This is a genomic window from Pseudomonas sp. 22072, from assembly GCF_052046095.1.
Lineage (GTDB): Bacteria > Pseudomonadota > Gammaproteobacteria > Pseudomonadales > Pseudomonadaceae > Aquipseudomonas > Aquipseudomonas paracarnis.
On sequence record NZ_JBQEQE010000043.1, the window covers coordinates 1 to 23,015 of the forward strand.

The 23,015-nt window shown below is 59.5% G+C and carries 24 protein-coding genes; 12 read left to right on the forward strand and 12 right to left on the reverse strand.

The window, feature by feature from the left end; genetic code table 11:
- Positions 1-234 (forward strand): hypothetical protein (locus tag ACTJLA_RS25560; RefSeq protein ID WP_440842385.1); only part of this gene is annotated, 234 nt, incomplete at its 5' end.
- 30 nt (positions 235-264) lie between these two features.
- Here the strand turns inward: ACTJLA_RS25560 and tyrS are convergent.
- A complete protein-coding gene (tyrS, locus tag ACTJLA_RS25565) occupies positions 265-1,470 on the reverse strand; it encodes a tyrosine--tRNA ligase (protein WP_054896812.1) in 1,206 nt (401 codons plus the stop codon).
- A 209-nt stretch (positions 1,471-1,679) separates the two neighbouring features.
- Here tyrS and ACTJLA_RS25570 point away from each other — a divergent pair, with 209 nt between their 5' ends.
- Entirely contained in the window at positions 1,680-3,092 is a 1,413-nt protein-coding gene (locus ACTJLA_RS25570) for a peptidoglycan DD-metalloendopeptidase family protein (protein ID WP_054920661.1), read from the forward strand.
- Between the two features lie 3 nt (positions 3,093-3,095).
- On the forward strand, positions 3,096-4,187 hold the full coding sequence (locus tag ACTJLA_RS25575; protein ID WP_054920664.1) for an anhydro-N-acetylmuramic acid kinase: 1,092 nt from the start codon (positions 3,096-3,098) through the stop codon (positions 4,185-4,187).
- 64 nt (positions 4,188-4,251) lie between these two features.
- Here ACTJLA_RS25575 and erpA read toward each other — a convergent pair whose 3' ends face one another.
- Positions 4,252-4,602: an iron-sulfur cluster insertion protein ErpA gene (gene erpA / locus ACTJLA_RS25580; RefSeq protein ID WP_003176443.1), complete on the reverse strand. Its 351-nt coding sequence runs from the start codon at positions 4,600-4,602 to the stop codon at positions 4,252-4,254.
- Between the two features lie 165 nt (positions 4,603-4,767).
- Entirely contained in the window at positions 4,768-5,802 is a 1,035-nt protein-coding gene (argC, locus tag ACTJLA_RS25585) for an N-acetyl-gamma-glutamyl-phosphate reductase (protein ID WP_034128805.1), read from the reverse strand.
- Between the two features lie 134 nt (positions 5,803-5,936).
- On the opposite strand from argC, the gene hemJ reads away from it, so the two are divergent.
- The 6 genes from hemJ (at position 5,937) to coq7 (ending at position 10,344) form a co-directional block, all read left to right on the forward strand.
- On the forward strand, positions 5,937-6,365 hold the full coding sequence (gene hemJ / locus ACTJLA_RS25590; RefSeq protein ID WP_003194674.1) for a protoporphyrinogen oxidase HemJ: 429 nt from the start codon (positions 5,937-5,939) through the stop codon (positions 6,363-6,365).
- Between the two features lie 24 nt (positions 6,366-6,389).
- Positions 6,390-7,352: an NAD(P)H-dependent flavin oxidoreductase gene (locus tag ACTJLA_RS25595; RefSeq protein WP_054920666.1), complete on the forward strand. Its 963-nt coding sequence runs from the start codon at positions 6,390-6,392 to the stop codon at positions 7,350-7,352.
- A 68-nt stretch (positions 7,353-7,420) separates the two neighbouring features.
- Entirely contained in the window at positions 7,421-8,377 is a 957-nt protein-coding gene (locus tag ACTJLA_RS25600; RefSeq protein ID WP_054920668.1) for a DUF805 domain-containing protein, read from the forward strand.
- A 61-nt stretch (positions 8,378-8,438) separates the two neighbouring features.
- Positions 8,439-9,227, forward strand: a complete 789-nt coding sequence (locus tag ACTJLA_RS25605; protein ID WP_054920670.1) for an SDR family NAD(P)-dependent oxidoreductase — start codon at positions 8,439-8,441, stop codon at positions 9,225-9,227.
- Between the two features lie 45 nt (positions 9,228-9,272).
- A complete protein-coding gene (locus ACTJLA_RS25610; RefSeq protein ID WP_003194682.1) occupies positions 9,273-9,611 on the forward strand; it encodes a histidine triad nucleotide-binding protein in 339 nt (112 codons plus the stop codon).
- An 85-nt stretch (positions 9,612-9,696) separates the two neighbouring features.
- Positions 9,697-10,344, forward strand: coding sequence for a 2-polyprenyl-3-methyl-6-methoxy-1,4-benzoquinone monooxygenase (coq7, locus tag ACTJLA_RS25615; RefSeq protein ID WP_054920673.1), 648 nt, complete (start codon positions 9,697-9,699; stop codon positions 10,342-10,344).
- 47 nt (positions 10,345-10,391) lie between these two features.
- Here coq7 and ACTJLA_RS25620 read toward each other — a convergent pair whose 3' ends face one another.
- Positions 10,392-10,814 (reverse strand): OsmC family protein, encoded by a 423-nt coding sequence (locus tag ACTJLA_RS25620; RefSeq protein ID WP_054920675.1) that lies wholly within the window; start codon positions 10,812-10,814, stop codon positions 10,392-10,394.
- 247 nt (positions 10,815-11,061) lie between these two features.
- Between ACTJLA_RS25620 and crp the strand changes: the two genes are divergently transcribed.
- On the forward strand, positions 11,062-11,706 hold the full coding sequence (crp, locus tag ACTJLA_RS25625) for a cAMP-activated global transcriptional regulator CRP (RefSeq protein ID WP_054920677.1): 645 nt from the start codon (positions 11,062-11,064) through the stop codon (positions 11,704-11,706).
- On the opposite strand, the gene ACTJLA_RS25630 is transcribed toward crp, so the two are convergent.
- The 4 genes from ACTJLA_RS25630 to ACTJLA_RS25645 form a co-directional block, all read right to left on the reverse strand.
- Positions 11,703-12,398, reverse strand: coding sequence for a lipoate--protein ligase family protein (locus ACTJLA_RS25630; protein ID WP_054920679.1), 696 nt, complete (start codon positions 12,396-12,398; stop codon positions 11,703-11,705). The two genes, crp and ACTJLA_RS25630, sit on opposite strands and share 4 nt — an antisense overlap.
- 138 nt (positions 12,399-12,536) lie before the next feature.
- Positions 12,537-13,373 (reverse strand): indole-3-glycerol phosphate synthase TrpC, encoded by an 837-nt coding sequence (trpC, locus tag ACTJLA_RS25635; protein ID WP_054920682.1) that lies wholly within the window; start codon positions 13,371-13,373, stop codon positions 12,537-12,539.
- Positions 13,370-14,419 (reverse strand): anthranilate phosphoribosyltransferase, encoded by a 1,050-nt coding sequence (gene trpD / locus ACTJLA_RS25640; protein ID WP_003194694.1) that lies wholly within the window; start codon positions 14,417-14,419, stop codon positions 13,370-13,372. The genes trpC and trpD overlap by 4 nt, the downstream gene beginning before the upstream one ends.
- A 9-nt stretch (positions 14,420-14,428) precedes the next feature.
- Positions 14,429-15,022, reverse strand: a complete 594-nt coding sequence (locus ACTJLA_RS25645) for an aminodeoxychorismate/anthranilate synthase component II (protein WP_032895052.1) — start codon at positions 15,020-15,022, stop codon at positions 14,429-14,431.
- A 411-nt stretch (positions 15,023-15,433) separates the two neighbouring features.
- On the opposite strand from ACTJLA_RS25645, the gene estP reads away from it, so the two are divergent.
- Positions 15,434-17,356, forward strand: coding sequence for an esterase EstP (gene estP, locus ACTJLA_RS25650; RefSeq protein WP_054896804.1), 1,923 nt, complete (start codon positions 15,434-15,436; stop codon positions 17,354-17,356).
- Positions 17,357-17,478: 122 nt separating this feature from the next.
- Here the strand turns inward: estP and trpE are convergent, their stop codons facing one another.
- From trpE to ACTJLA_RS25670, 4 genes are all read right to left on the reverse strand, one after another.
- Positions 17,479-18,960, reverse strand: coding sequence for an anthranilate synthase component I (gene trpE / locus ACTJLA_RS25655; RefSeq protein ID WP_089041429.1), 1,482 nt, complete (start codon positions 18,958-18,960; stop codon positions 17,479-17,481).
- 69 nt (positions 18,961-19,029) lie between these two features.
- Positions 19,030-19,848: a phosphoglycolate phosphatase gene (locus tag ACTJLA_RS25660; protein ID WP_044269436.1), complete on the reverse strand. Its 819-nt coding sequence runs from the start codon at positions 19,846-19,848 to the stop codon at positions 19,030-19,032.
- Positions 19,845-20,519, reverse strand: coding sequence for a ribulose-phosphate 3-epimerase (gene rpe / locus ACTJLA_RS25665; RefSeq protein ID WP_003194703.1), 675 nt, complete (start codon positions 20,517-20,519; stop codon positions 19,845-19,847). The genes ACTJLA_RS25660 and rpe overlap by 4 nt, the downstream gene beginning before the upstream one ends.
- An 84-nt stretch (positions 20,520-20,603) precedes the next feature.
- Entirely contained in the window at positions 20,604-21,752 is a 1,149-nt protein-coding gene (locus ACTJLA_RS25670) for an iron-containing alcohol dehydrogenase (protein WP_003194705.1), read from the reverse strand.
- 213 nt (positions 21,753-21,965) lie between these two features.
- Between ACTJLA_RS25670 and ACTJLA_RS25675 the strand changes: the two genes are divergently transcribed.
- The gene (locus ACTJLA_RS25675) at positions 21,966-22,940 is read left to right on the forward strand and encodes an alpha/beta hydrolase family protein (protein ID WP_314550658.1); all 975 of its coding nucleotides are present in this window, start codon (positions 21,966-21,968) and stop codon (positions 22,938-22,940) included.
- Positions 22,941-23,015 lie beyond the last annotated feature (75 nt).

Below are 23,015 nucleotides of genomic sequence, written 5' to 3' on the forward strand. Positions count from 1 at the left end.
TGGTTATTTTCAGAAGTTTTCGAAGATTTCTTCAACAACTTCAACCACTTGCGCTTGCGATCTCTCGTAAGCGGGAGGCGTATTCTACAGCGTTACACGCTGCTGTCAACACCTCTTTTTCAACTTCCTTTTGGCCTCGATGAACTGAAGCAACTTGCTGCCGAAAACTGCATAACTCATTGTTTACCAAGGAGTTTTCCGTTTCGACTGCGCCGGAAGTGGGGCGAATTATAGACAGTTATAATTCGCCGTCAACACCTATTTTCAGACTTGTTCGGATTTGAGCGTAATACGCGCAAATGCCTTCTTCCCCGCCTGGCAAACGTGAGTCGCGCCCAGCTCGTATATAAAGGTGCGATCAACCACCTCACCATCTATACGTACACCGCCCGAACCCAAGAGATCACGCGCGACCGCCGAATTCTTCACCAGGCCAGCCTTATTAAGCACAGCCGCAATCGGCATCGCCTCAGCAGCAGTCAATTCAATCTCCGGCAGATCGTCAGGCAGCTCGCCGTCTTTCATGCGATTACCTGCCGCGCGGTGAGCGCTGGCCGCAGCCTCCTCACCATGGAAACGCGCAACGATTTCTTCAGCCAGCTTAATCTTCACATCGCGAGGATTAGCGCCCGCCTCGACATCCGCACGCAGCGCATTGATCTCGTCCATCGAGCGGAAGCTCAACAGCTCGAAGTAGCGCCACATCAGCGCATCCGGAATAGACACCAACTTGCCGTACATCACACCTGGTGCTTCCTGGATACCGACATAGTTCCCCAGAGACTTGGACATCTTCTTGACGCCATCCAAGCCTTCCAACAGCGGCATGGTCAGAATGCACTGAGCCTCCTGACCATAGGCGCGTTGCAATTCACGCCCCATCAGCAGGTTGAACTTCTGATCGGTGCCACCCAACTCAACGTCCGCGCGCAGCGCCACCGAGTCGTACCCTTGAACCAGCGGGTAAAGGAACTCATGGATGGCGATTGGCTGATTGGTCGAGTAGCGCTTGTCGAAGTCATCGCGCTCGAGCATGCGTGCCACGGTGTACTGGGACGTCAGACGAATGAAATCTGCCGGCCCCATTTTGTCCATCCAAGTGGAGTTGAACGCCACCTCAGTCTTGGCTGGATCAAGGATCTTGAATACCTGGGTCTTGTAGGTCTCGGCATTATCGAGCACCTGCTCACGAGTCAGCGGCGGGCGCGTAGCACTCTTGCCGCTTGGATCACCGATCATCCCAGTGAAGTCACCTATAAGGAAGATGACCTGATGGCCTAACTCCTGAAACTGACGCAGCTTATTAATAAGCACGGTATGACCCAGGTGCAGATCCGGCGCAGTCGGATCAAAGCCAGCCTTGATACGCAGGGGTTGGCCACGCTTGAGCTTTTCGATCAGCTCGGCCTCGACCAACAGTTCTTCCGCACCACGTTTTATCAGCGCTAGCTGCTCTTCAACCGACTTCATAACAGACCCGCAAGGCTCAGATTCAAAAGGGAACCAACCATACAAGATCAGGGACTAATTACAAGTTTTGCCCTGCGCACGGACACCGTTCAGCAAGCCCAGCGTTCGCGAGCTTGCGCCACAGATGATTTGGTTATATTTTATACAGTTATTTCATCTTCATCATGTCATTCATCTTTTCCATTTCATCTTCAAAGTCAAAATTACTTATGACCACTGAACCGTCTAAAGCGCCGCCGCTTTACCCGAAGACCCACCTGCTCGCCGCAAGTGGTATCGCCGCCCTTCTCAGCCTGGCACTGCTGGTATTCCCTTCCAGTGACGTTGAAGCCAAACGAACATCCCTGAGCCTCGATCTGGAAAGCCCAGTTGAACAACTGACACAAGATCAAGACGCTTCCGACGCTCAACAAGCCACAAATGCTCCGGCCGAATCACCTTTCGCACAGATCGAAAGCGCTCCAGAAGACACTCAACAAGCCACCCAGGAAGCACCTGCGGCAGCCGCAGCCAAGAATCCCCAGCACCGCGAAGTCATCGTGGGCAAAGGCGACACACTATCTACCCTGTTCGAAAAGGTTGGATTGCCTGCCGCTGCTGTAAATGAAGTGCTCGCCAGCGATAAGCAAGCCAAGCAATTCACTCAGCTCAAACGTGGCCAAAAGCTCGAGTTTGAGCTGACGCCAGACGGCCAGCTGAACAACCTGCACACCAGTATCAGCGACCTGGAAAGCATCAGCCTGAGCAAAGGCGCCAAAGGCTTCGCATTCAACCGAATCACCACCAAACCCGTCATGCGTTCCGCCTACGTACATGGCGTGATCAACAGCTCCCTGTCGCAATCGGCCGCGCGTGCGGGCCTGTCGCACAGCATGACCATGGACATGGCCAGCGTTTTTGGCTACGACATCGACTTCGCCCAGGACATCCGTCAAGGCGATGAGTTCGACGTGATCTACGAGCAGAAAGTAGCCAACGGAAAAGTCGTGGGCACTGGTAACATCCTGTCTGCACGCTTCACCAACCGCGGCAAAACCTACACCGCCGTGCGCTACACCAACAAACAAGGCAACAGCAGCTACTACACAGCTGATGGCAACAGCATGCGCAAGGCTTTCATCCGTACCCCCGTTGACTTTGCTCGTATTAGCTCGCGTTTCTCCATGGGCCGCAAGCATCCAATTCTGAACAAAATTCGCGCACACAAGGGCGTCGACTATGCCGCGCCGCGTGGCACGCCAATCAAAGCGGCGGGCGACGGCAAGGTCTTGTTGGCAGGGCGCCGTGGTGGTTACGGCAATACGGTGATCATCCAGCACGGCAACACTTACCGCACGCTGTACGGCCACATGCAAGGCTTTGCCAAGGGCGTCAAGACTGGCGGCAACGTGAAACAGGGGCAAGTGATCGGCTACATCGGCACTACCGGCCTCTCCACCGGCCCGCACTTGCATTACGAGTTCCAGGTCAACGGCGTACACGTCGACCCATTGGGCCAGAAGCTGCCGATGGCTGACCCGATTGCCAAGGCCGAACGCGCGCGCTTCATGCAGCAGAGCCAGCCGCTGATGGCACGCATGGATCAAGAGCGCTCCACCATGCTGGCTTCGGCGAAGCGTTAAGGTATGCCGCTCTATATCGGTGTGATGTCCGGGACCAGCCTCGACGGCCTGGATATCGCCCTTATCGAACAAGGCGCGGCGGTCAATCTGATCGCCACTCATTACATCCCGATGCCTGACGCCTTGCGCACAGAACTGCTGAGCCTATGCGCCAGTGGCCCGGATGAAATCGCCCGCTCGGCAATTGCACAGCAACAATGGGTAACGCTCGCTGCGCAAGGCATCCACGCCTTGCTGGATCAACAGAACCTCAAGCCTCAGGACATTCGGGCGATTGGTAGCCATGGCCAGACGATTCGCCATGAACCCTCCCGAGGCTTTACCGTTCAGATCGGCAACCCTGCCCTTCTCACCGAGCTGACAGACATCACGGTCGTCAGCGACTTCCGCAGCCGCGATGTCGCTGCCGGCGGCCAAGGCGCTCCATTGGTTCCAGCCTTTCATGAAGCCTTGTTCGGCGAGCAGACGGGCAATCGCGCGGTATTGAATGTCGGCGGGTTCAGCAACCTCAGCCTGATCGAGACGGGCGAGCCTGTCGCCGGTTTCGACTGCGGCCCGGGGAACGTCCTCCTCGATGCCTGGATTAACCTGCAGCGCGGCGAACACTTTGATCGGAACGGGCAATGGGCGGCCAGCGGCAAGGTCCAACCCCAACTGCTCAATACGTTGCTCAGCGATCCGTTCTTCATGACCAAAGGCCCAAAAAGCACGGGCCGCGAAGTGTTCAACCTGGCCTGGCTGCAGCAGCACCTTGGCCGTTTGCCCGCCTTTGAACCCCAAGACGTACAGGCCACCCTGCTGGAGCTGACGGCCCTGACCATCGTCGAGTCCCTGCAAAGCGCCCAGACTGACACAACAACCTTGCTGATCTGCGGGGGCGGCGCCCATAACGGGGCACTGATGAGCCGGCTGACAACGTTGCTGCCTTCCACTCATGTCAGCACTACAGCGGCCTACGGCGTAGATCCTGACTGGGTAGAAGCAATGGCCTTCGCCTGGCTGGCACATTGCTGCCTGGAAGGCATCGCCGCCAATCGCCCCAGCGTCACTGGCGCACGTGGGCTTCGAGTGCTTGGCGCGATCTACCCCGCCTGACCCCAGACAGCAAAACGCCGCTTGGCCCGTAAAAGCCAAGCGGCGTTTTTGTACCTGCTACCGATCAGATCGAGAACGAAGACCCGCAACCACATGTCGTGGTGGCATTAGGGTTCTTGATCACGAAACGCGAGCCTTCCAGACCTTCCTGATAATCCACCTCGGCACCTGCCAGGTATTGGAAGCTCATCGGATCCACGACCAGGCTCACACCCTCACGCTCAACGATAGTGTCGTCATCGGCCACATCTTCATCGAAGGTAAAACCGTACTGAAACCCTGAACAACCGCCGCCCGTAACGAATACGCGCAGCTTCAAGCGATCATTACCCTCTTCATCGACCAGGCTCTTCACCTTGTGCGCAGCACCGTGGGTGAATTGCAAAGCCGTGGGGGTGAAGGATTCAACGCTCATGCTGATAATCTCCCGGCGTAGCGCCGCCATATGCGTAATGGCCGGTATTATCCGCTTCTCCTAGAAAAGCGGTCAACTATTGTTACGGTATATCAATCCGCCCAGCGACCATTAAAAATGCAAAAGGCCCGATCAAAGGGCCTTTTGCGCAACGGTGATCCCGCGTTAAGGCAACATCCCCGCGTGGGACAGGCCCAACTTCTCGTCCAGGCCGAACAGGATGTTCATGTTCTGCACCGCCTGGCCCGAAGCGCCCTTGACCAGGTTGTCGATCACCGACAACACCACCACCAGGTCGCCATCCTGCGGACGATGCACCGCAATACGGCACACATTGGCACCACGCACGCTGCGCGTTTCCGGATGGCTACCGGCCGGCATCACATCGACGAACGGCTCATTGGCATAACGCTTTTCAAACAGCGACTGCAGGTCTACCGAGCGATCGGTGACGGTCGCATACAGCGTGGAGTGAATCCCGCGGATCATCGGTGTCAGGTGCGGCACGAAGGTCAGCCCCACATCCTGGCCGGCAGCGCGACGCAAACCCTGGCGGATTTCCGGCAAGTGCCTATGACCTTTTACCGCATAGGCTTTCATGCTTTCCGACGTTTCGGAGTAAAGCGAACCTACCGCCGCACCACGGCCCGCACCACTGACGCCCGACTTGCAGTCCGCGATCAGGCGCGACGCATCCGCCAAGCCAGCCTCCAGCAATGGCAGAAAGCCCAATTGCGTCGCCGTCGGATAGCAACCCGGCACGGCAATCAGGCGCGCTTGCTTGATCTGCTCGCGATTGACTTCCGGCAGGCCGTAAACCGCCTCTTCCAACAGCTGCGGCGCACCATGGGGCTGGCCGTACCACTTGGCCCACTCATCGGCGTCTTGCAGGCGGAAGTCTGCCGACAAGTCGATAACCTTGGTACCGGCCGCCAGCAGCTCACCGGCCAGAGCATGGGCGACACCGTGAGGCGTGGCGAAGAACACCACGTCGCAGGCACCCAGGGTCTTGGTGTCCGGCACACTGAACGCCAGACCGTCATAGTGGCCTCGCAGGTTCGGGTACATATCGGCCACGGCCAGCCCGGCTTCGGATCGGGAAGTGATGACCACCACCTCAGCCTGCGGATGCTGAGCCAACAGACGCAGCAATTCGACACCGGTGTAACCCGTGCCGCCGACGATACCGACCTTGACCATAAACCTGCCCTCAACGAACCCACTGGAAAGCCGTCGATAATAGGGGCCGTATCGTCCTGCGACAACCGTCAACGTGACGTACGGGCGCATGAGCCACTACTATCTTCGCTACCGTGAACCTGGGAATAACTAAAATGCTCTATCTTTGGGTCAAAGCCTTCCATATCGTCAGCATCGTTTGCTGGTTTGCCGGGCTGTTCTACCTGCCGCGCCTGTTCGTCTACCACGCCCAAAGCGAAGACACCGTCAGCAAGGAGCGCTTCAGCATCATGGAGCGCAAGTTGTACCGTGGCATCATGGGCCCGGCGATGGTTGCCACACTGGTCTTCGGCATCTGGATGCTGGCCCTCAACCCAGGCATTTTCCAGTCGGGGGCCTGGATCCACGCCAAGCTGACCCTGGTCGTCCTGCTGATCGGCTATCACCACATGTGCGGCGCACAGGTAAAACGCTTCGCCCGTGGCGAAAACACCCGCAGCCATGTCTTTTATCGCTGGTTCAATGAGGTCCCGGTTCTGATATTGCTGGCTATCGTAATTTTGGTCGTGGTCAAACCGTTCTAACGTCAATTACTCGGGGAACCTCCAATGTCGCTGCCCGCTCTGCTGGAACAACGTCTGCGCCTGCCCGTGGTGGCCGCGCCGATGTTTCTGATCTCCAATCCGCAACTGGTCCTGGCCTGCTGTCGCAACGGGGTAGTGGGGAGTTTCCCGGCGCTCAACCAACGCGAAAGCAGCGGCTTCAAGGCCTGGCTGGAAGAAATCGAAGCGGGCTTGGCGCTGCTGGACAATCCTGCGCCCTATGCCGTGAACCTGATCGTGCACAACAGCAACCCGCGGCTGGAGGCCGACCTGGCGATCTGTGTCGAGCACAAGGTGCCCATCGTCATCACCAGCCTCGGTGCGGTAAAGGAACTGGTGGACGCGGTTCATAGCTACGGCGGCCTGGTATTTCATGACGTTACTACCCGACGCCATGCGGAAAAAGCCGCTGAAGCCGGCGTAGACGGCCTGATTGCCGTAGCCGCTGGCGCGGGTGGCCACGCTGGCACCTGGAGCCCCTTTTCGCTGATTGCCGAAATTCGCCAGTTCTTCGACAAAACCCTGCTGCTGGCGGGCTGCCTTAACCATGGGCACGAAATTCTTGCCGCCCAGATGCTGGGGGCAGACCTGGCATATTTCGGTACGCGCTTTATCGGCACCACCGAAAGTCAGGCACCGGATGCCTATAAGGAGATGCTGCTCACATCCCGCGCTGCCGACATCGTGCACACTCCTGCAGTCTCCGGCGTACCTGCAAGCTTTATGCGCCAGAGCCTGGAAAATGCCGGTTTTGACCTTGCTGCGCTTCAAGGCAAGGGTGAAGTCAATTTCGGTTCCAAGCTCAAGCCATTGAGCGATGAGGCCAAAGCGTGGAAAACTGTATGGTCTGCTGGCCAAGGCGTCGGTGAGATCAATGATGTACCCACTGTGGATGAGCTCATAGCGCGCCTGGATGCCGAATACCGCAAAGCACGCGAGCACGCCGCGCAACTGCGCTGGCCACGCTGACCCACTGCCGGGCCTGCCAACTGGACAGGCCTGCATACTCTCCCTGATTAAGTGACAAGGATGCCCGCATGAGCGACAGCCGTTTCAAGATTGTGTTTGACGGAGCCTTGCGCCCAGGTGTCGAAAGCACCACCGCCAAGCTGAACCTCGCCGAACTATTCAAAAGCGATGTTGAAGCAATCGAAAAACTCTTCACCGGCCGCCCCGTCGCGCTCAAGCGCGACCTGTCCCAGCCCGACGCGCAAACTTACCTGACGGCACTGCACAATGCCGGGATCGACGCTCGCATCGAGGCCGAACAACCCGTGGCGTTCAACCTTGCAGAAACCCACGAGACGGACTCGTCAACCTCTGACCCCGCCGCTGCGTCACCTTATGCACCGCCACGCGCCGCAGTTGGCGACGACCTGCCGGAGTTCGCCACCCTAAAGGTATTCACCATCCACGGGCGCATCGGGCGCCTGCGCTACCTGGCTTGGACGCTGGCACTGACCGTCGCGATGCTGGTGGCAGCGGGCATCATCAGTACGGTGGGCTTCGCGGTGGCGACAGCCTCGCCAACCATCGCCATCATTATTGGCTCGCTGCTGGGTTTCGCGCTGTTTGTGGCACTGGTAGTGGTGAGCGTGCAAATCGGCGTGCAGCGCCTGCATGACCTGGGCTGGTCTGGCTGGCTGTACCTGCTCAACCTGGTTCCGCTGGTTAACAGTGTTTTCCCGTTGCTGTTGCTGGTATTGCCAGGCAACACGGGCGCCAACCAATACGGCGCGCCACCACCACGCAACTCCACTGCGGTGAAAATCCTGGCCTCGCTGTGGCTGGCGTTCATTCCCTTGATGCTCATCATCGTCGTCACCCTGGGTATGAATGGCTACCTGGACCAGCTTGAAGCCAACATGGACAGCAGCTACGAAAGCAGCTCCATTACCTCCGATGCAGACGCCGATCAAAGCGCTATCGTTGACGAAGCCGAAGCGCAAAGTGCTGACGATGCAGCCGAACCTGTAGACTCTCCAGAACAGTGAAGAAACGCCCGCCGCCTGTGACGCACTGTCATAGGCCGGTGGCGTAGCGATGGAGAAAGGCATGACCCGTTACGCTCTGATCACCGGCGCCTCCAGTGGCATCGGCCTGGCATTGGCCGAGGCCTTGGCACGGCGCGGCCGTAGCTTGATTCTGTTGGCCCGCCAGCGTGATCAGTTGGAAAGCATTGCATTGGAGTTGACCCAACGCTTCGGCGTCGAGGTGCTGTTTCGTGCCTGTGATTTGGGCGAGCCGCTGCGTTTGTCCGGCTTTTTGCTGGAGCTCGAAGAGGGTGAGCGACAGATCGACCTGCTGGTCAACTGCGCCGGCATCGGCACCAGCGGGCCGTTCCTGGCCCAGGACTGGATGACCGAGCAGGACCTCATCGAGGTCAACATCCTGGCCTTGACCCGCATGTGCCACGCACTGGGCAATGCGATGGCCCTGCATGGCGGCGGGCAAATCCTCAATGTGGCTTCGGTCGCCGCCTTCCAGCCTGGGCCGTGGATGAGTAGCTACTACGCCAGCAAAGCCTACGTATTGCACTTCTCCGAAGGGCTGCGCGAGGAATTGAAGACCTGCGGCATCAAGGTTTCAGTGCTGTGCCCCGGCCCCACGCGCACCGCATTCTTCGGCACCGCGCAGATGGATACGGCGAAACTCGACCGCAGCCAGCAACTGATGAGCCCGGAAGAAGTCGCGCTGTACACCGTGCGGGCGCTGGAAAAGAACAAGGCCATCATCATTCCCGGGCGCCGCAATCGTTGGCTGACGTTCAGCCCACGCCTGAGCCCCCGCTGGCTCACCCGCAAAATTGCCGGCGCCATCAACAAGGCCTATTGCCCACGCTGATGGCCAACGTACACTCACCTCACCTTTCACGATGGAGATACAGCTGTGGATACTCTGTTCACCAAGATCATCAACAGGGAAATACCGGCGAAGATCATCTATGAAGATGACCAAGTCCTGGCTTTTCACGATATCGCCCCGCAGGCGCCAGTGCATTTCCTGGTTATCCCGAAAAAGCCCATTCGTACCCTCAACGACCTGACCGAGGACGACAAGGCGCTGGCCGGCCATATCCTGTTCACCGCCCAACGCCTGGCCGTGGAGCAAGGCTGCGAAAAAGGCTTTCGTGTGGTGATGAATTGCAATGAAGACGGCGGGCAAACCGTTTACCACATCCATATGCACGTGCTGGGTCAGCGCCAGATGAACTGGCCACCGGGCTGAGTGCACAAGGGCAAATTGACTCAGCACAAACGCTGGACGCTCTCTTGCGGTAAACTGGCCGCCGAGATTCTTCCCGGAGGTCAGCATGACTACCCAACGTCACTACTCGCCGATTGACCGTCTGTTGCTGCAAGCCGACACGGCCATGCGCACCCTGCTGCCGTTCAGCGGCCAGCCCTACCGTCCCTCGCCCGCCATCGTGCAGCCGGATGTACAGCTGAGCGACACCGATACCCGTCACGTCGCTGGCCTGATGCGCATTAACCATACCGGTGAAGTCTGTGCCCAGGCGTTGTACCAGGGCCAGGCGCTGACCGCCAAGTTGCCACAGGTACGCACGGCGATGGAGCATGCGGCCGAGGAAGAGATCGACCATCTGGCCTGGTGCGAACAACGCATCCGCCAGTTGGGCAGCCATCCCAGCGTGCTCAACCCACTTTTTTATGGCTTGTCGTTTGGTATCGGCGCGGCTGCCGGGCTGATCAGCGACAAAGTCAGCCTGGGGTTTGTGGCCGCGACAGAACATCAGGTGTGCAAGCACCTGGACGAACACCTGGAGCAACTGCCGGCCGAAGACGAAAAGTCACGGGCCATTCTTGAGCAGATGCGCATCGATGAAGAACACCACGCAGAGAGCGCGCTGGACGCGGGCGGCTTCCGCTTTCCAGCCCCGGTACGGTTCGGCATGAGCCTGCTGGCCAAGGTCATGACCAAAAGCACCTATCGAATCTGAACCGAAAAAAAGGGCGCCCGAAGCGCCCTTTCTTTTGCCGGCTGCAATCAACCCAACTCGATGATTTCGTAGTCGTGGGTAATGACCACGCCCGCGGCCCCCAGCATGATCGATGCTGAGCAGTACTTCTCGGCCGACAGCTCGATGGCACGCTTGACCTGAGCGTCTTTCAGCGCCCGGCCCTTGACCACGAAATGCATATGGATCTTGGTAAAAACCTTGGGGTCTTCAGTGGCGCGCTCGGCTTCCAGGAAGGCTTCGCAGCTTTCCACGGCTTGCCGGGACTTCTTCAAGATGCTGACCACGTCGAAATTGCTGCAACCGCCCACACCCAGCAGCAACATTTCCATGGGGCGTACACCCAGGTTCCGACCGCCGGCTTCCGGCGGGCCATCCATAACCACCACGTGGCCGCTGCCCGACTCACCGAGGAACATGGCTTCGCCCGCCCATTGGATGCGTGCCTTCATCGCCCAGACTCCACTGCTAAAAAAGGGTCGCCAGCTTAGCACAGGGCCTTGAAACAGCAGCGCCCTGCATAAAATCGATAAATGACAGCGTTTGCCCGCTAAATTGGCTAATCGCGACAGAAGGTGTCTGGTAAGCTGGCGCCAAATGAATGGCGCATTGCCATGTCTTGTACGGCGTGTATCAATGAGATGCCGCTGGATAAAAACAACGCCAACGACACCGCGCAGTCTTTTTCGGGATACAACCATGGTTGCTCTTACTCCCACATCCAAGATCAAGAACCTCGACAAGCTGCTGCTTCACTGCCAGCGCCGACGTCATCCGGCCAAACACAACATCATCTGCGCCGGCGAGCGTTCAGAAACCCTGTTCTTCATCATCAAAGGCTCGGTCACCATCCTGATCGAGGATGAGGATGGCCGTGAGATGATCATTGCCTATCTCAACGCCGGAGACTTCTTCGGGGAGCTGGGTTTGTTTGAACAAGCAGGCAAAGAGCAGGAACGTAGTGCTTGGGTACGGGCCAAAGTTGAGTGCGAAGTGGCCGAAATCAGCTATGCGAAATTTCGCGAATTGGCCCAGCATGATCCGGACATCTTGTACGCCCTGAGCGGTCAGATCGCCCAGCGCCTGCGCGACACCACGCGTAAGGTCGGCGACCTGGCGTTCTTTGATGTCACTGGCCGCGTCGCTCGCTGCCTGCTGGAATTATGCAAACAACCCGACGCCATGACCCATCCCGACGGCATGCAGATCAAAGTCACGCGCCAGGAGATCGGACGTATTGTCGGGTGTTCGCGGGAAATGGTCGGCCGCGTGCTCAAGGATTTGGAAGAACGCAACCTGGTGCACGTCAAAGGCAAGACGATGGTGGTGTTCGGTACTCGCTAGAGCGGCAGGAAGCCAGCCAGCATCTGCCGGTACAACGTGTCGAGCCGACGGATCGCGTCCGGCGCGGGAAACGCTTCGTGCAGTGCGATATGGCTATCGGCGCGAACCCGCTGCTCCAAGCCGCAGGCTTGATTGAAGCGGTTGACCGCCGCAATCAATTCCTCACGATCATTCTCCAGCAACATCGCCCCGTGCACCAACCCGACCGGGCGGCCACCGCTTTGCCGCCAACGCTGGGCAGTGCCCACCATTTTGCGGCCATTGAGGTTGACGTTGTAACGACCGTCGCAAAACGCACCGTCAATTTCGCCGACGGACGCATCGCCACCCAACTCGATCAACAGATCACAGATCGGTTGGCACAAGCGCTGATAGCCGGTTTCGATGCGCCCCTGGTCGCCTTCGCTACGCGGTGGGGCATAGACCAGGGCGATGTTGACCGTGGCGCCGGACTGCGGCACCGGCTCACCGCCGGTTTCACGCAGCAATACCGGCCAACCCGCATCGGCCGAGACCTGGCTCGCCACCGCGAATGCCGGCAGCCGGCTCAAACGGCGCGGCATGACCAGCGCTTGGTCACTGGGCTGCCAGAACAGCAATCCGAATGCCTGCTCACCCGCGCAAACGGCTGCCAATAGGTCTTGCTCGGCGGCAAGGCCAGCTTCGACAGTCATGATCACGGGCTGGAGCATCGAACACCTACCTGAATAAACACAAAACCAATGTGGGTGCTGGCTTGCCTGCGATAGCGGTGTGTCAGCTACACAGAGGTTGGCTGACCCGCCGCTATCCAGGCAAGCCAGCTCCTACAGTTCCGAGCGTATTTCAAATCAGTCTAGTGTCGAACCGCTGATCGTCGTACCGCGCTCCGGGAAGAACAAACGCTGCAGTTCCGCCCCCGGGTTCTCGGCGCGCATAAAGGTCTCGCCCACCAGGAACGAGTACACACCACTGATTTCCATCAATTCCACATCGGCGCGATTGACGATGCCACTCTCGGTAATCACCAAGCGATCGCGCGGAATACGCGGCAGCAGGTCGAGGGTAGTTTCCAGGCTGACGTCGAAGGTATGCAGGTTACGGTTGTTGACGCCCACCAGCGGAGTATCGAGGGTCTTCAATGCGCGCTCCAGCTCGTCGCCGTCATGCACTTCGACCAACACGTCCAGGCCGACGCTTTTGGCCACGGCCGCCAGCTCCGCCATCTTCACGTCATCCAATGCCGAGACAATCAGCAAAACGCAGTCGGCACCCAAGGCACGAGCTTCGACGATTTGGTACGGGTCGACCATGAAGTCCTTGCGGATCACCGGCAGCTTGCACGCAGCGCGCGCCTGTTGCAGGAACGAGTCGGAACCCTGGAAGTAGTCAATATCCGTCAGCACAGACAAGCAGGTTGCCCCACCCTTCTCGTAACTGACGGCGATCTCAGCGGGTACGAAGTGTTCGCGAATCACGCCTTTGCTCGGCGAGGCTTTCTTGACCTCGGCGATCACGGCCGGCTGCTTGAGCTTGGCCTGGGCGATCAAGGCATTGGCAAAGCCGCGTGGCGCATCGGCGGTTTTCGCCCGCGCTTCCAACTCGGCCAGGCTCACACGGGCGCGGCGCTCAGCCACTTCTTCAGCCTTGCGGGCCAGGATCTTTTCCAGAACGGTTGGCACACTCATCCTTCATTCTCCATCTTGAATACGGCGGTGAATGCTCCCAGCTCTTCGAGCTTCTCACGAGCCAGGCCGGTGTGCAGCGCATCGTGGGCCAAGGCGACACCTTCCTTGAGACTATAGGCATGGTCGGCGGCGTAAAGGGCTGCGCCAGCGTTGAGCACAATCATTTCCGCAGCTTTCTGACCGTTTTCGGTCTTGCGACGCCCCAGGGCATCACGAATCAATTCCAACGAAGCTGCCGGGCTTTCCACCGCCAGGCCGTGCAAGCTCTGGCTTTTCATACCAAGGTCTTCGGGCTCGACCCAATATTCGGTGACCTCGTCGTTCTTCAGCTCCGCCACGAAGGTCGGCGCCGCCAGGCTGAACTCGTCGAGGCCATCCTTGGAATGCACCACCAGCACATGCTTGCTGCCCAGGCGTTGCAAGACTTCGGCCAGCGGCCGGCACAGCGCCTGGCTGAACACGCCTACCACCTGGTGCTTCACACCGGCCGGATTCGTAAGCGGGCCGAGCATGTTGAACAGGGTACGCAAGCCAAGGTCCTTACGCGGGCCGGCAGCGTGTTTCATTGCGCCATGATGGGACTGGGCAAACATGAAGCCGATACCAACGCTGTCAATGCAGCGCGCTACTTGCACCGGCGTGAGGTTCAGGTAAATACCGGCCGCTTCCAGCAAGTCGGCACTGCCGCTCTTGCCAGACACTGCACGGTTACCGTGCTTGGCGACGGTGCAACCAGCGGCGGCCACCACAAAAGATGAGGCGGTCGACACGTTGAAAATATTCGCACCGTCACCGCCGGTGCCCACCACATCGACGACGCCGTCGAGAGTCTTGAGCTCGACCTTGTCCGCCAGCTCACGCATCACCGACACCGCACCGACTATTTCGTCGATGCTTTCGCTCTTCATGCGCATCGCCATCATAAAGGCGCCGATCTGGGCATCGGTGCATTGGCCGGTCATGATCTCGCGCATCACATCGCTCATTTCCGCGGTGCTAAGGTCCAGATGGCCGACGATACGGCTCAGGGCAGTCTTGATATCCATGAAAAGTCCTTAGCGCGTGCCGCCGCTCTGCTTGAGAAAGTTGGCGAACAGCTCGTAGCCCTGCTCGGTCAGGATTGATTCAGGGTGAAATTGCACCCCTTCGATGTTCAGCGTCTTGTGACGCAAGCCCATGATCTCGTCGACCGAGCCGTCTTCCAATTGGGTCCAGGCGGTCAGTTCCAGGCATTCGGGCAAGGTTTCACGCTTGACCACCAGTGAGTGGTAACGGGTCACGGTCACCGGCAGGTTCAGGCCGTGGAACACGCCCAGGTCACGATGGAACACCGGGCTGGTCTTGCCGTGCATGACCTCCCGCGCGCGCACCACATCACCGCCAAACGCCTGGCCGATGGACTGGTGGCCCAGGCAGACGCCCAGGATCGGCAGCTTGCCGGCGAAATACTGGATAGCTTCCAGAGAGATGCCCGCCTCGGTCGGCGTGCACGGGCCAGGTGAGACGACGATGCGCTCGGGGTTCAACGCGGCGATTTCGGCAACAGTGAGTTCATCGTTGCGCACCACCTTGACCTCGGCACCCAGCTCGCCCAGGTATTGCACAACGTTGTAGGTAAAGGAGTCGTAGTTATCAATCATCAGCAACATGTGGGTTCAAACCTCTTGAATTCACTGATTTCAAATGACCGCCTTCCAAGAGTGTGACCCGCTGCCAGACACACGTTCCGGTTGCCAGGGTGAGTTGGCAAGGGGCGTCAGGCAACGGGTGAAGAAGGCAAATCGGTACAGGTCCGGCCAGGCCGGCAGAGAAAAATGTCAGGCGCGCCAACGCCAACGGGCGTGTGCCTTGACTACTCGCATCAAGAGTTTGCTGATGATCAACACGGGGAGGGTCTCATTCATACGTTCAGGCACAGTAACGTAGGCTCGCCAGCGGTGCAATATGGAGCCGCAAATACGGGGGCCAACGTAGGCAGATTCCACATCTCCCTACAGAAAATGCTAGAAATTTTGCTAGTGTTTCACTTCCAACATAAAAACAACCGAATGGAATCTTGCATGCTCAGACCAGCGTTTTTCACGCCCCTTGCCGGCTGCCTCCTGTCATTGGCCTGCGCCCAGGCGTTCGCAGCCCCGTCACCTTATTCAACCATGGTGGTTTTCGGCGACAGCCTGGCTGATGCAGGCCAGTTTCCCGACGGTTCGGCCGGTGCCACGTTGCGCTTTACCAATCGAACCGGGGCGAACTTCCAGGGTGAGTACGGCCTGGTCTCCTCAACCCTATTGGGTGCCAAATTGGGGGTAGCCCCCAATGACCTGAATGCCTCCACCTCCCCCGTTCGCGCAGCCCAAGGTTTGCCAGACGGGAACAACTGGGCAGTGGGTGGTTACCGTACAGACAATATCCTCGACTCTATTACCTCAGTCTCCGATGCTGCGATTCCCCCCGGCAATGCCGGTGGTGGCACCGTGTTGCGCAGCCGGCAGGGCTATTTGCCGGCCAATGGTGGGAGAGCTGACCCGAACGCGCTCTACTTCCTTTCCGGTGGGGGCAACGACTTCCTCCAAGGCCGGGTACTCAGCCCCGCTCAAGCGGTCGCCGCAGGTGGGCGTCTGGCGGACAGCGCCCAGGCCCTGCAACAAGCCGGCGCACGCTACATCATGGTCTGGATGCTACCCGACCTGGGGCTGACGCCGGCCATCAACGGCACCCCACAGCAAGCATCGACCTCGGCCCTGAGCAATATTTTCAACCAGTCCCTGGTACAGCGCCTGTCACAAGTGGATGCGCAGGTTATTCCGCTGAACATCCCGCTGTTGTTGAACGAGGCTTTCGCCGATCCGGCCCGCTTCGGCCTCGCCACCGGCCAGAACCTGACCGGCACCTGCTTCAGCGGCAACAGTTGCACCGCCAACCCAACCTACGGCATCGGCGGTACCAATCCGGACCCGACCAAGCTGATCTACAACGACTCGGTCCACCCGACTGTGGCCGGGCAACGCTTGATTGCCGACTACGCCTATTCGCTACTCGCCGCGCCGTGGGAACTGACCTTGCTGCCGGAAATGGCCCAAGGCACATTGCGCGCCCACCAGGACGAGGTGCGTAACCAATGGCAAGCAGACAACGGCAGTTGGCAAGCCGTCGGCCAATGGCGCGCCATAGTGGCCGGCGGCGGCCAACGCCTGGATTTCGATGATCAGAGCAGCTCGGCCAGTGGCGACGGCAGCGGCTACAACCTGAATATCGGTGGCAGCTACCGGCTCGATGAAAACTGGCGCGTGGGCGTTGCCGCTGGCCTGTATCGGCAGACCCTCGAAGCCGGTGCCAATGATTCGGACTACAAGCTCAACAGCTATATGGGCACGGCTTTCGCTCAGTATCAGCAAAATCACTGGTGGGCCGATGCCGCATTGACCGGCGGCAAGCTGGACTTCGACAGCCTCAAGCGCAAGTTCGCCCTGGGTGTCAGTGAAGGCTCGGAGAAAGGTGATACCGATGGCTGGCTCTGGGCACTGAGCGGCCGCGTGGGGTATGACATCGCCACACCGGGCAGCGACTGGCACCTGTCGCCGTTCATCAGCGCCGATTACGCGCGGGTTGAAGTCAATGGTTACTCGGAGAAAAACAGCCGCTCCACCGCCCTGACCTTTGATGATCAACAACGCGACTCCAAGCGCCTGGGCGTCGGCCTGCAAGGCAGCTACCGCATCGCGCCGCAAACCCAGGTTTTTGGCGAAGTTGCACACGAGCATGAGTTTGAAAATGACACCCAGAAGGTGAACATTTCGCTCAACAGCGTCCAGGGAATCGACTTCAAGCTGGACGGCTATACGCCTCGCAGTAACTCTGACCGCTTGAGCCTGGGTGTCAGCCACAAGCTGACTCAGGACCTGGCACTGCGCGCGGCGTATAACCTGAGGAAGGATGACAATTTGACCCAGCAAGGCATCAATGTCGGGGTCAGTCTGGATTTCTAAATACTGCGCAAAACAAATGTGGGAGCTGGCTTGCCTGCGATGGCGGTGGATCAGTCACTGAATATCTCAAGTGACACACCGCCATCGCGGGCAAGCCCGCTCCCACATTTTTTATTCCAGCTTCAGTCTTGTGGAGTTTGCTCTGCCAATGCCACGGCACGGAACATCGCTCGGCGCTTGTTCAGGGTTTCTTCCCACTCAAGGGCCGGCACCGAGTCCGCCACAATCCCACCACCAGCCTGCACATGCAGTTCGCCATCCTTGATCACGGCCGTGCGGATCGCAATGGCGGTGTCCATATTGCCGTTCCAGGCAAAATACCCGACGGCGCCGCCGTAGACACCACGCTTGACCGGCTCCAGTTCGTCGATGATTTCCATCGCACGGATCTTCGGCGCCCCCGACAATGTGCCCGCCGGCAAAATCGCCCGCAGTGCGTCCATCGCCGTCAGCCCGGCCTTCAGCTCGCCGGTGACGTTGGACACGATATGCATCACATTGGAATACCGCTCAATGACCATCTTCTCGGTCAGTTTCACCGAGCCGATTTCCGAGACACGCCCGGTGTCGTTGCGCCCCAGGTCGATCAGCATCAGGTGTTCGGCGATTTCCTTGTCGTCGCTGAGCAGGTCTTCTTCCAGCGCCACGTCGGCTTCTTCGGTCGCGCCACGGGGGCGCGTGCCGGCAATCGGGCGCACGGTGATCAGGTTGTCTTCAACCCGCACCAGCACTTCCGGCGAACTGCCGACGACGTGGAAGTCGCCAAAATTGAAGAAGTACATATATGGCGTCGGGTTGAAGCAACGCAGTGCGCGGTACAGATCAATCGGCGCCGCCTTGAAGTCGATGGACATGCGTTGCGACGGCACTACTTGCATGCAGTCACCGGCGAGGATGTATTCCTTGATGGTATCGACGGCGCGCTCGTAGTCATCCTGGGTAAAGCTTGAGCGGAACACCGGGTCGGCCGCAGGTGGGCGGCTGAGGTCCAGGCCGCGACGCGGAGTGATCGGCTGGCGGAGTTTCTCAAGCAGCGCTTCCAGGTTGGCCTGGCCTTGCTCGAAGGCATCAGCCTGGGCAGGGTCGGCAAGAACAATCGCATGCATCTTGCCGGCGAGGTTGTCGAACACCACCACCGCGTCGGACACCATCAGCAAAATGTCCGGCACGCCCAGCGGGTCCGGGTTCGGGCATTTGCCCAAGCGCTTCTCCACATAGCGCACGCAGTCATAGCCGAAGTACCCCACCAGGCCGCCATTGAAGCGCGGCAGGCCAGCGATGGTCGGCACGTTGTAGCGCGCCTTGAAGGTTTCGACAAAAGCCAGCGGATCTTCTACGTCATGGCTTTCGATCTCCACGCCATCATGGGAGATGCTCACATGATGGTCGTGTACCCGCAGCACCGTACGGCATGGCAGGCCAATGATCGAGTAACGACCCCACTTCTCACCGCCCTGTACCGACTCGAGCAGGTAGGAGTTGGGCTCGTCGGCCAGCTTCAAGTAGATCGACAGTGGCGTATCGAAGTCGGCCAGGGTTTCGCAAGCCATGGGGATACGGTTATAGCCGGCAGCGGCCAAACGCAGGAATTCTTCGCGGGTCATGAGGTGCCTCGTGGTGTGAGGGTCAAACAGTCAGGTAGGCAAACGTGCCGCAAACGCGGCCAGGATCAGTCAGGCGCGCCAACGCCAGCGGGCCAGGGCCTTGATGACTTTCATCCAGAGTTTGCGAGTGACCACCACGATGGAATTTCCAGAAGGGGACGAATCAATGTCGGGCAACGTTATCTCAGCGCCAGCGCCCAAGCAACCGGGGATTAGCAGTCGCAGGTCATCAATCACCAGCGCGGGGGACTCCTCCGCAATCGGCCGGCCATGGTTGTAACCATAACTCAAGGCCACACACTGCACGCCCGCCGCCTTGGCCGCCAGCACATCACTGCGTGAATCGCCGACAAACAGCGACTGAGACGCCGGAATATTGGCCATTTTCATTACGAAAAACAGCGCCGCCGGGTCGGGTTTTTTCTGCGGCAAGGTATCGCCGCCGATGATCCAGCGGAAGTAGCGACCGATTTTCATCTGGTCCAACAACGGCGCAACGAAGCGCTCCGGCTTGTTGGTGATCAGGGCCATTTCCACGCCCTGCTTGCTCAACCACTTGAGGGTATCGCGCACACCGGGGTAAACCACGGTCAGTTCGTGGCTGCTTTCATAAGCGGCATTGAACAGTTCCAAGGCATGTTCTGCCTCGACCTCATCCACACCCGTGGCATCGATGTCGTTGGCCAGGGCCCGGCGCACCAACATCGGTGCGCCATTGCCAACCCATTCGCGCACCGACTCGATCCCTGCCGGCTTGCGCCCCAGCTTGAGCAGCATCTGGTCCACCGCGGCCGCCAGGTCAGGCACCGAGTCGATCAAGGTACCGTCCAGATCGAACATCACCAGCCGTGGCAATTTGCCGGGGAACAACTGCTCAAAACCGCTCATGGACGCGCCAGCGCCAGTTCGGCACGCATCTTGTCGATGACGGCCTGGTAGTCCGGGGCGTTGAAGATAGCAGAGCCGGCCACGAAGGTATCGGCGCCCGCTGCGGCGATCTCACGGATATTGTTGACGTTGACCCCGCCGTCGATTTCCAGGCGAATGTCACGCCCCGACGCATCAATCAGCGCACGGGCCTCACGCAGCTTGTTCAAGGTGCCAGGGATGAACTTCTGCCCGCCGAAGCCTGGGTTGACGCTCATCAGCAAGACCATGTCGACCTTGTCCATCACGTACTCAAGCACGCTCAGCGGAGTAGCCGGGTTGAATACCAGGCCCGCCTTGCAGCCGCCTTCGCGGATCAGTTGCAGTGTGCGGTCAACGTGCAGCGTGGCTTCAGGGTGGAAGGTGATGTAAGTCGCACCCGCCTCGATGAAGTCACCGACGATACGGTCTACCGGGCTGACCATCAGGTGCGCATCAATCGGCGCAGTGATGCCGTACTTGCGCAACGCGGCGCACACCATCGGGCCGATGGTCAGGTTGGGTACGTAGTGGTTGTCCATGACATCGAAGTGCACGAAGTCGGCACCGGCGGCCAACACCTTGTCCACTTCCTCACCCAGGCGGGCGAAGTCGGCAGAGAGAATCGATGGAGCAATGACGAAGGGCTGCATGACGCACCTTTTTTGAGCTAAATCACGATGGCGCGCATTGTATACCTCATGCTTTGCTGCGCGCACCGTGACCTATCTCAACGGTTAGTAAGCTGCGCGGTAGATTTTTTCGATATCGGCGGCGCTGAGCTTGCGCGGGTTGTTGCGCATCAAGCGCTCAATGCCTGCGGCTTCGCTGGCCATGGCCGGGATGGCGTCCTCGGGCACGCCGAAACTGCGCAGGCCGGACGGGATCTCCACCGCCGCACACAGCCGCGTCATCGCCGCTACAGCCTGGTCAGCAGCGTCATTCACACTCAGCCCGGCGATATTGACGCCCATGGCCTGGGCGATGTCCTGCATGCGCTCGACGCAGGCCAATTTGTTCCAGTGCATCACATACGGCAACAACAGCGCGTTGCTTACGCCATGGGCAATGTTGAAGCGCCCACCCAACGGGTACGCCAGCGCATGCACGGCACCGACGCCAGCGTTGCCAAAGGCCATGCCGGCCATCAGGCTGGCGGTGGCCATGTCGTCACGGGCCTGCAGGTTCGCCGGATTGGCGTAAGCCTTAGGCAACGCGCTGGCAATCAATTTGATCGCACCGATGGCCAGGGCGTCGGTAATCGGCGAGGCATTCAGCGACAGGTAGGACTCGATGGCGTGCACCAAGGCGTCCACGCCACTGGCGGCCGTGACACCGCGTGGGCAGGTCAAGGTCATTTGCGGGCTGATCAGCGCAACGTCCGGCAGCAAGTAATCGCTGACGATGCCTTTTTTCAGCTGCGCCGCCTTGTCGGACAGTATCGCCACGTTGGTCACCTCCGAGCCGGTGCCGGCGGTGGTGGGGATGGCGATCAACGGCGGGCCTTTGCGCGGCACCTGATCGACGCCAAACAAGTCCGCCAGCGCGCCGTGATAACCGGCATAGGCCGCCACGCTCTTGGCGATGTCAATGGCACTGCCGCCGCCCACACCGATCAGGCCGTCATGCCCGCCTTCGCGGTACGCACGCATGCAGTCTTCGACGATGGCAATTTCCGGATCGGGCAGCACACGGTCGAAGATTTCGTAGGCTCGATCACCCAGATGCTCCAGGGCCAGCGCCACGGTGCCGGACTGGACCAGCGCGGCGTCGGTGACGATCAACGGATTATCCACATCCAGGCGCGTGAGTTCGGCAGCCAGTTGTTCGATGGCACCTGCGCCGGTCAGCAGTTTGTGGGCGATCTTGAATGAGGAAGTACTCATGTGCGCGGCCTCTTATGAATGATGGGCTGGCACAAGAATAGCCGCACCTGGCGTGTTGTCTGCCATTCACTGGTTGAATGGTCGCACCGCGCCCATCAAGGCAGCCAACAAACCGCCGATAATCTGTTGGTAATGAGAACCGCGCCTCATACCCCTGACAAATACCGACCAACCCATTAGGCTGCTGGAATCACTTCTGGCCGGGAATCAACGATGCTTTTTCTTCACCGTTCGGCACTGCCAGCACTGTGCCTGTCACTCCTGTTTACCAGTGTCTTGCCTGTTCAGGCCGAGGATGCGCCCTCGCCTGCCGTCGAAAAACCGGCTGAACGCCAGCCACTGTCCGAGCGTAGCCAACAAGAAGCCAGTGCGCTCGAACGGCAGGTGCCGCTGCAAGAGCAACAGCAATTGCAGGCGGGTAGCGAGTCGTTCCTGGCGCTGTGGAAACCCGCCAACAGCGCCGAAGCCGAGGGTGTGGTGATCCTCATACCAGGTGCAGGGGAGAACGCGGACTGGCCGCAAGCAATCGCGCCTCTGCGGCGTAAGTTGCCGGACGCCGCCTGGGGCACCCTCAGCCTGTCATTGCCTGACGTCAGTGTGGACACCCTGCCGCCACGGCTCATCGAACCGCCGAAAGCGGCGGTCGATACCAGCAGCAAGGAAGGCAGCACCGCTGCCAAGCCGGTCGAACAGGCCGCCAGTGCCGAGGCCGAAGGCACTGACCCGGCGGTGGTGCCGGGGGCGGATGAGCAGGACAAGACCGACGCCAAGCGCATCTTCGACCGTATCGACGCCGCCGTCGCCTTCGCCCAGACCCAAAGCGCCCGCAGTGTGGTGTTGCTCGGCCATGGAACCGGGGCCTGGTGGGCGGCACGCTACCTGAGCGAGAAACAACCCTCCCAGGTGCAGAGGTTGGTGATGGTGGCCGGCAAGACGCCCGCAGCTCGCCAACCGGACCTGCAGCAACTGGCGCCGGTCTTGAAGGTACCCACGGCGGACGTGTTCTATCAAGAAGGCGCCCTGGAACGCAAAAACGCCCAGGAACGACTCCAGGCGGCCAAGCGCTCGAAGAATGACACCTATAAACAGGTATCGCTCACGGCGTTGCCCGGCAATAGCGCGGCAGAGCAGGAGCAGCTGTATCGCAGGGTTCGCGGCTGGTTGAGCCCACAGGGCGGCGCCGACTGACACTCCGCTAACGGGGCGACATCGCTTTCTGTAGGAGCGAGCTTGCTCGCGAAAAACGTCAACGATAATGCGTGC

Coding starts and splice junctions, on each gene's coding strand:
- tyrS (WP_054896812.1), bottom strand. CDS start 1,470: ATGAAGTCGGTTGAAGAGCAGCTAGCGCTGATAAAACGTGGTGCGGAA.
- ACTJLA_RS25570 (WP_054920661.1), top strand. CDS start 1,680: ATGACCACTGAACCGTCTAAAGCGCCGCCGCTTTACCCGAAGACCCAC.
- ACTJLA_RS25575 (WP_054920664.1), top strand. CDS start 3,096: ATGCCGCTCTATATCGGTGTGATGTCCGGGACCAGCCTCGACGGCCTG.
- erpA (WP_003176443.1), bottom strand. CDS start 4,602: ATGAGCGTTGAATCCTTCACCCCCACGGCTTTGCAATTCACCCACGGT.
- argC (WP_034128805.1), bottom strand. CDS start 5,802: ATGGTCAAGGTCGGTATCGTCGGCGGCACGGGTTACACCGGTGTCGAA.
- hemJ (WP_003194674.1), top strand. CDS start 5,937: ATGCTCTATCTTTGGGTCAAAGCCTTCCATATCGTCAGCATCGTTTGC.
- ACTJLA_RS25595 (WP_054920666.1), top strand. CDS start 6,390: ATGTCGCTGCCCGCTCTGCTGGAACAACGTCTGCGCCTGCCCGTGGTG.
- ACTJLA_RS25600 (WP_054920668.1), top strand. CDS start 7,421: ATGAGCGACAGCCGTTTCAAGATTGTGTTTGACGGAGCCTTGCGCCCA.
- ACTJLA_RS25605 (WP_054920670.1), top strand. CDS start 8,439: ATGACCCGTTACGCTCTGATCACCGGCGCCTCCAGTGGCATCGGCCTG.
- coq7 (WP_054920673.1), top strand. CDS start 9,697: ATGACTACCCAACGTCACTACTCGCCGATTGACCGTCTGTTGCTGCAA.
- ACTJLA_RS25620 (WP_054920675.1), bottom strand. CDS start 10,814: ATGAAGGCACGCATCCAATGGGCGGGCGAAGCCATGTTCCTCGGTGAG.
- crp (WP_054920677.1), top strand. CDS start 11,062: ATGGTTGCTCTTACTCCCACATCCAAGATCAAGAACCTCGACAAGCTG.
- ACTJLA_RS25630 (WP_054920679.1), bottom strand. CDS start 12,398: ATGCTCCAGCCCGTGATCATGACTGTCGAAGCTGGCCTTGCCGCCGAG.
- trpC (WP_054920682.1), bottom strand. CDS start 13,373: ATGAGTGTGCCAACCGTTCTGGAAAAGATCCTGGCCCGCAAGGCTGAA.
- trpD (WP_003194694.1), bottom strand. CDS start 14,419: ATGGATATCAAGACTGCCCTGAGCCGTATCGTCGGCCATCTGGACCTT.
- ACTJLA_RS25645 (WP_032895052.1), bottom strand. CDS start 15,022: ATGTTGCTGATGATTGATAACTACGACTCCTTTACCTACAACGTTGTG.
- estP (WP_054896804.1), top strand. CDS start 15,434: ATGCTCAGACCAGCGTTTTTCACGCCCCTTGCCGGCTGCCTCCTGTCA.
- trpE (WP_089041429.1), bottom strand. CDS start 18,960: ATGACCCGCGAAGAATTCCTGCGTTTGGCCGCTGCCGGCTATAACCGT.
- ACTJLA_RS25660 (WP_044269436.1), bottom strand. CDS start 19,848: ATGAGCGGTTTTGAGCAGTTGTTCCCCGGCAAATTGCCACGGCTGGTG.
- rpe (WP_003194703.1), bottom strand. CDS start 20,519: ATGCAGCCCTTCGTCATTGCTCCATCGATTCTCTCTGCCGACTTCGCC.
- ACTJLA_RS25670 (WP_003194705.1), bottom strand. CDS start 21,752: ATGAGTACTTCCTCATTCAAGATCGCCCACAAACTGCTGACCGGCGCA.
- ACTJLA_RS25675 (WP_314550658.1), top strand. CDS start 21,966: ATGCTTTTTCTTCACCGTTCGGCACTGCCAGCACTGTGCCTGTCACTC.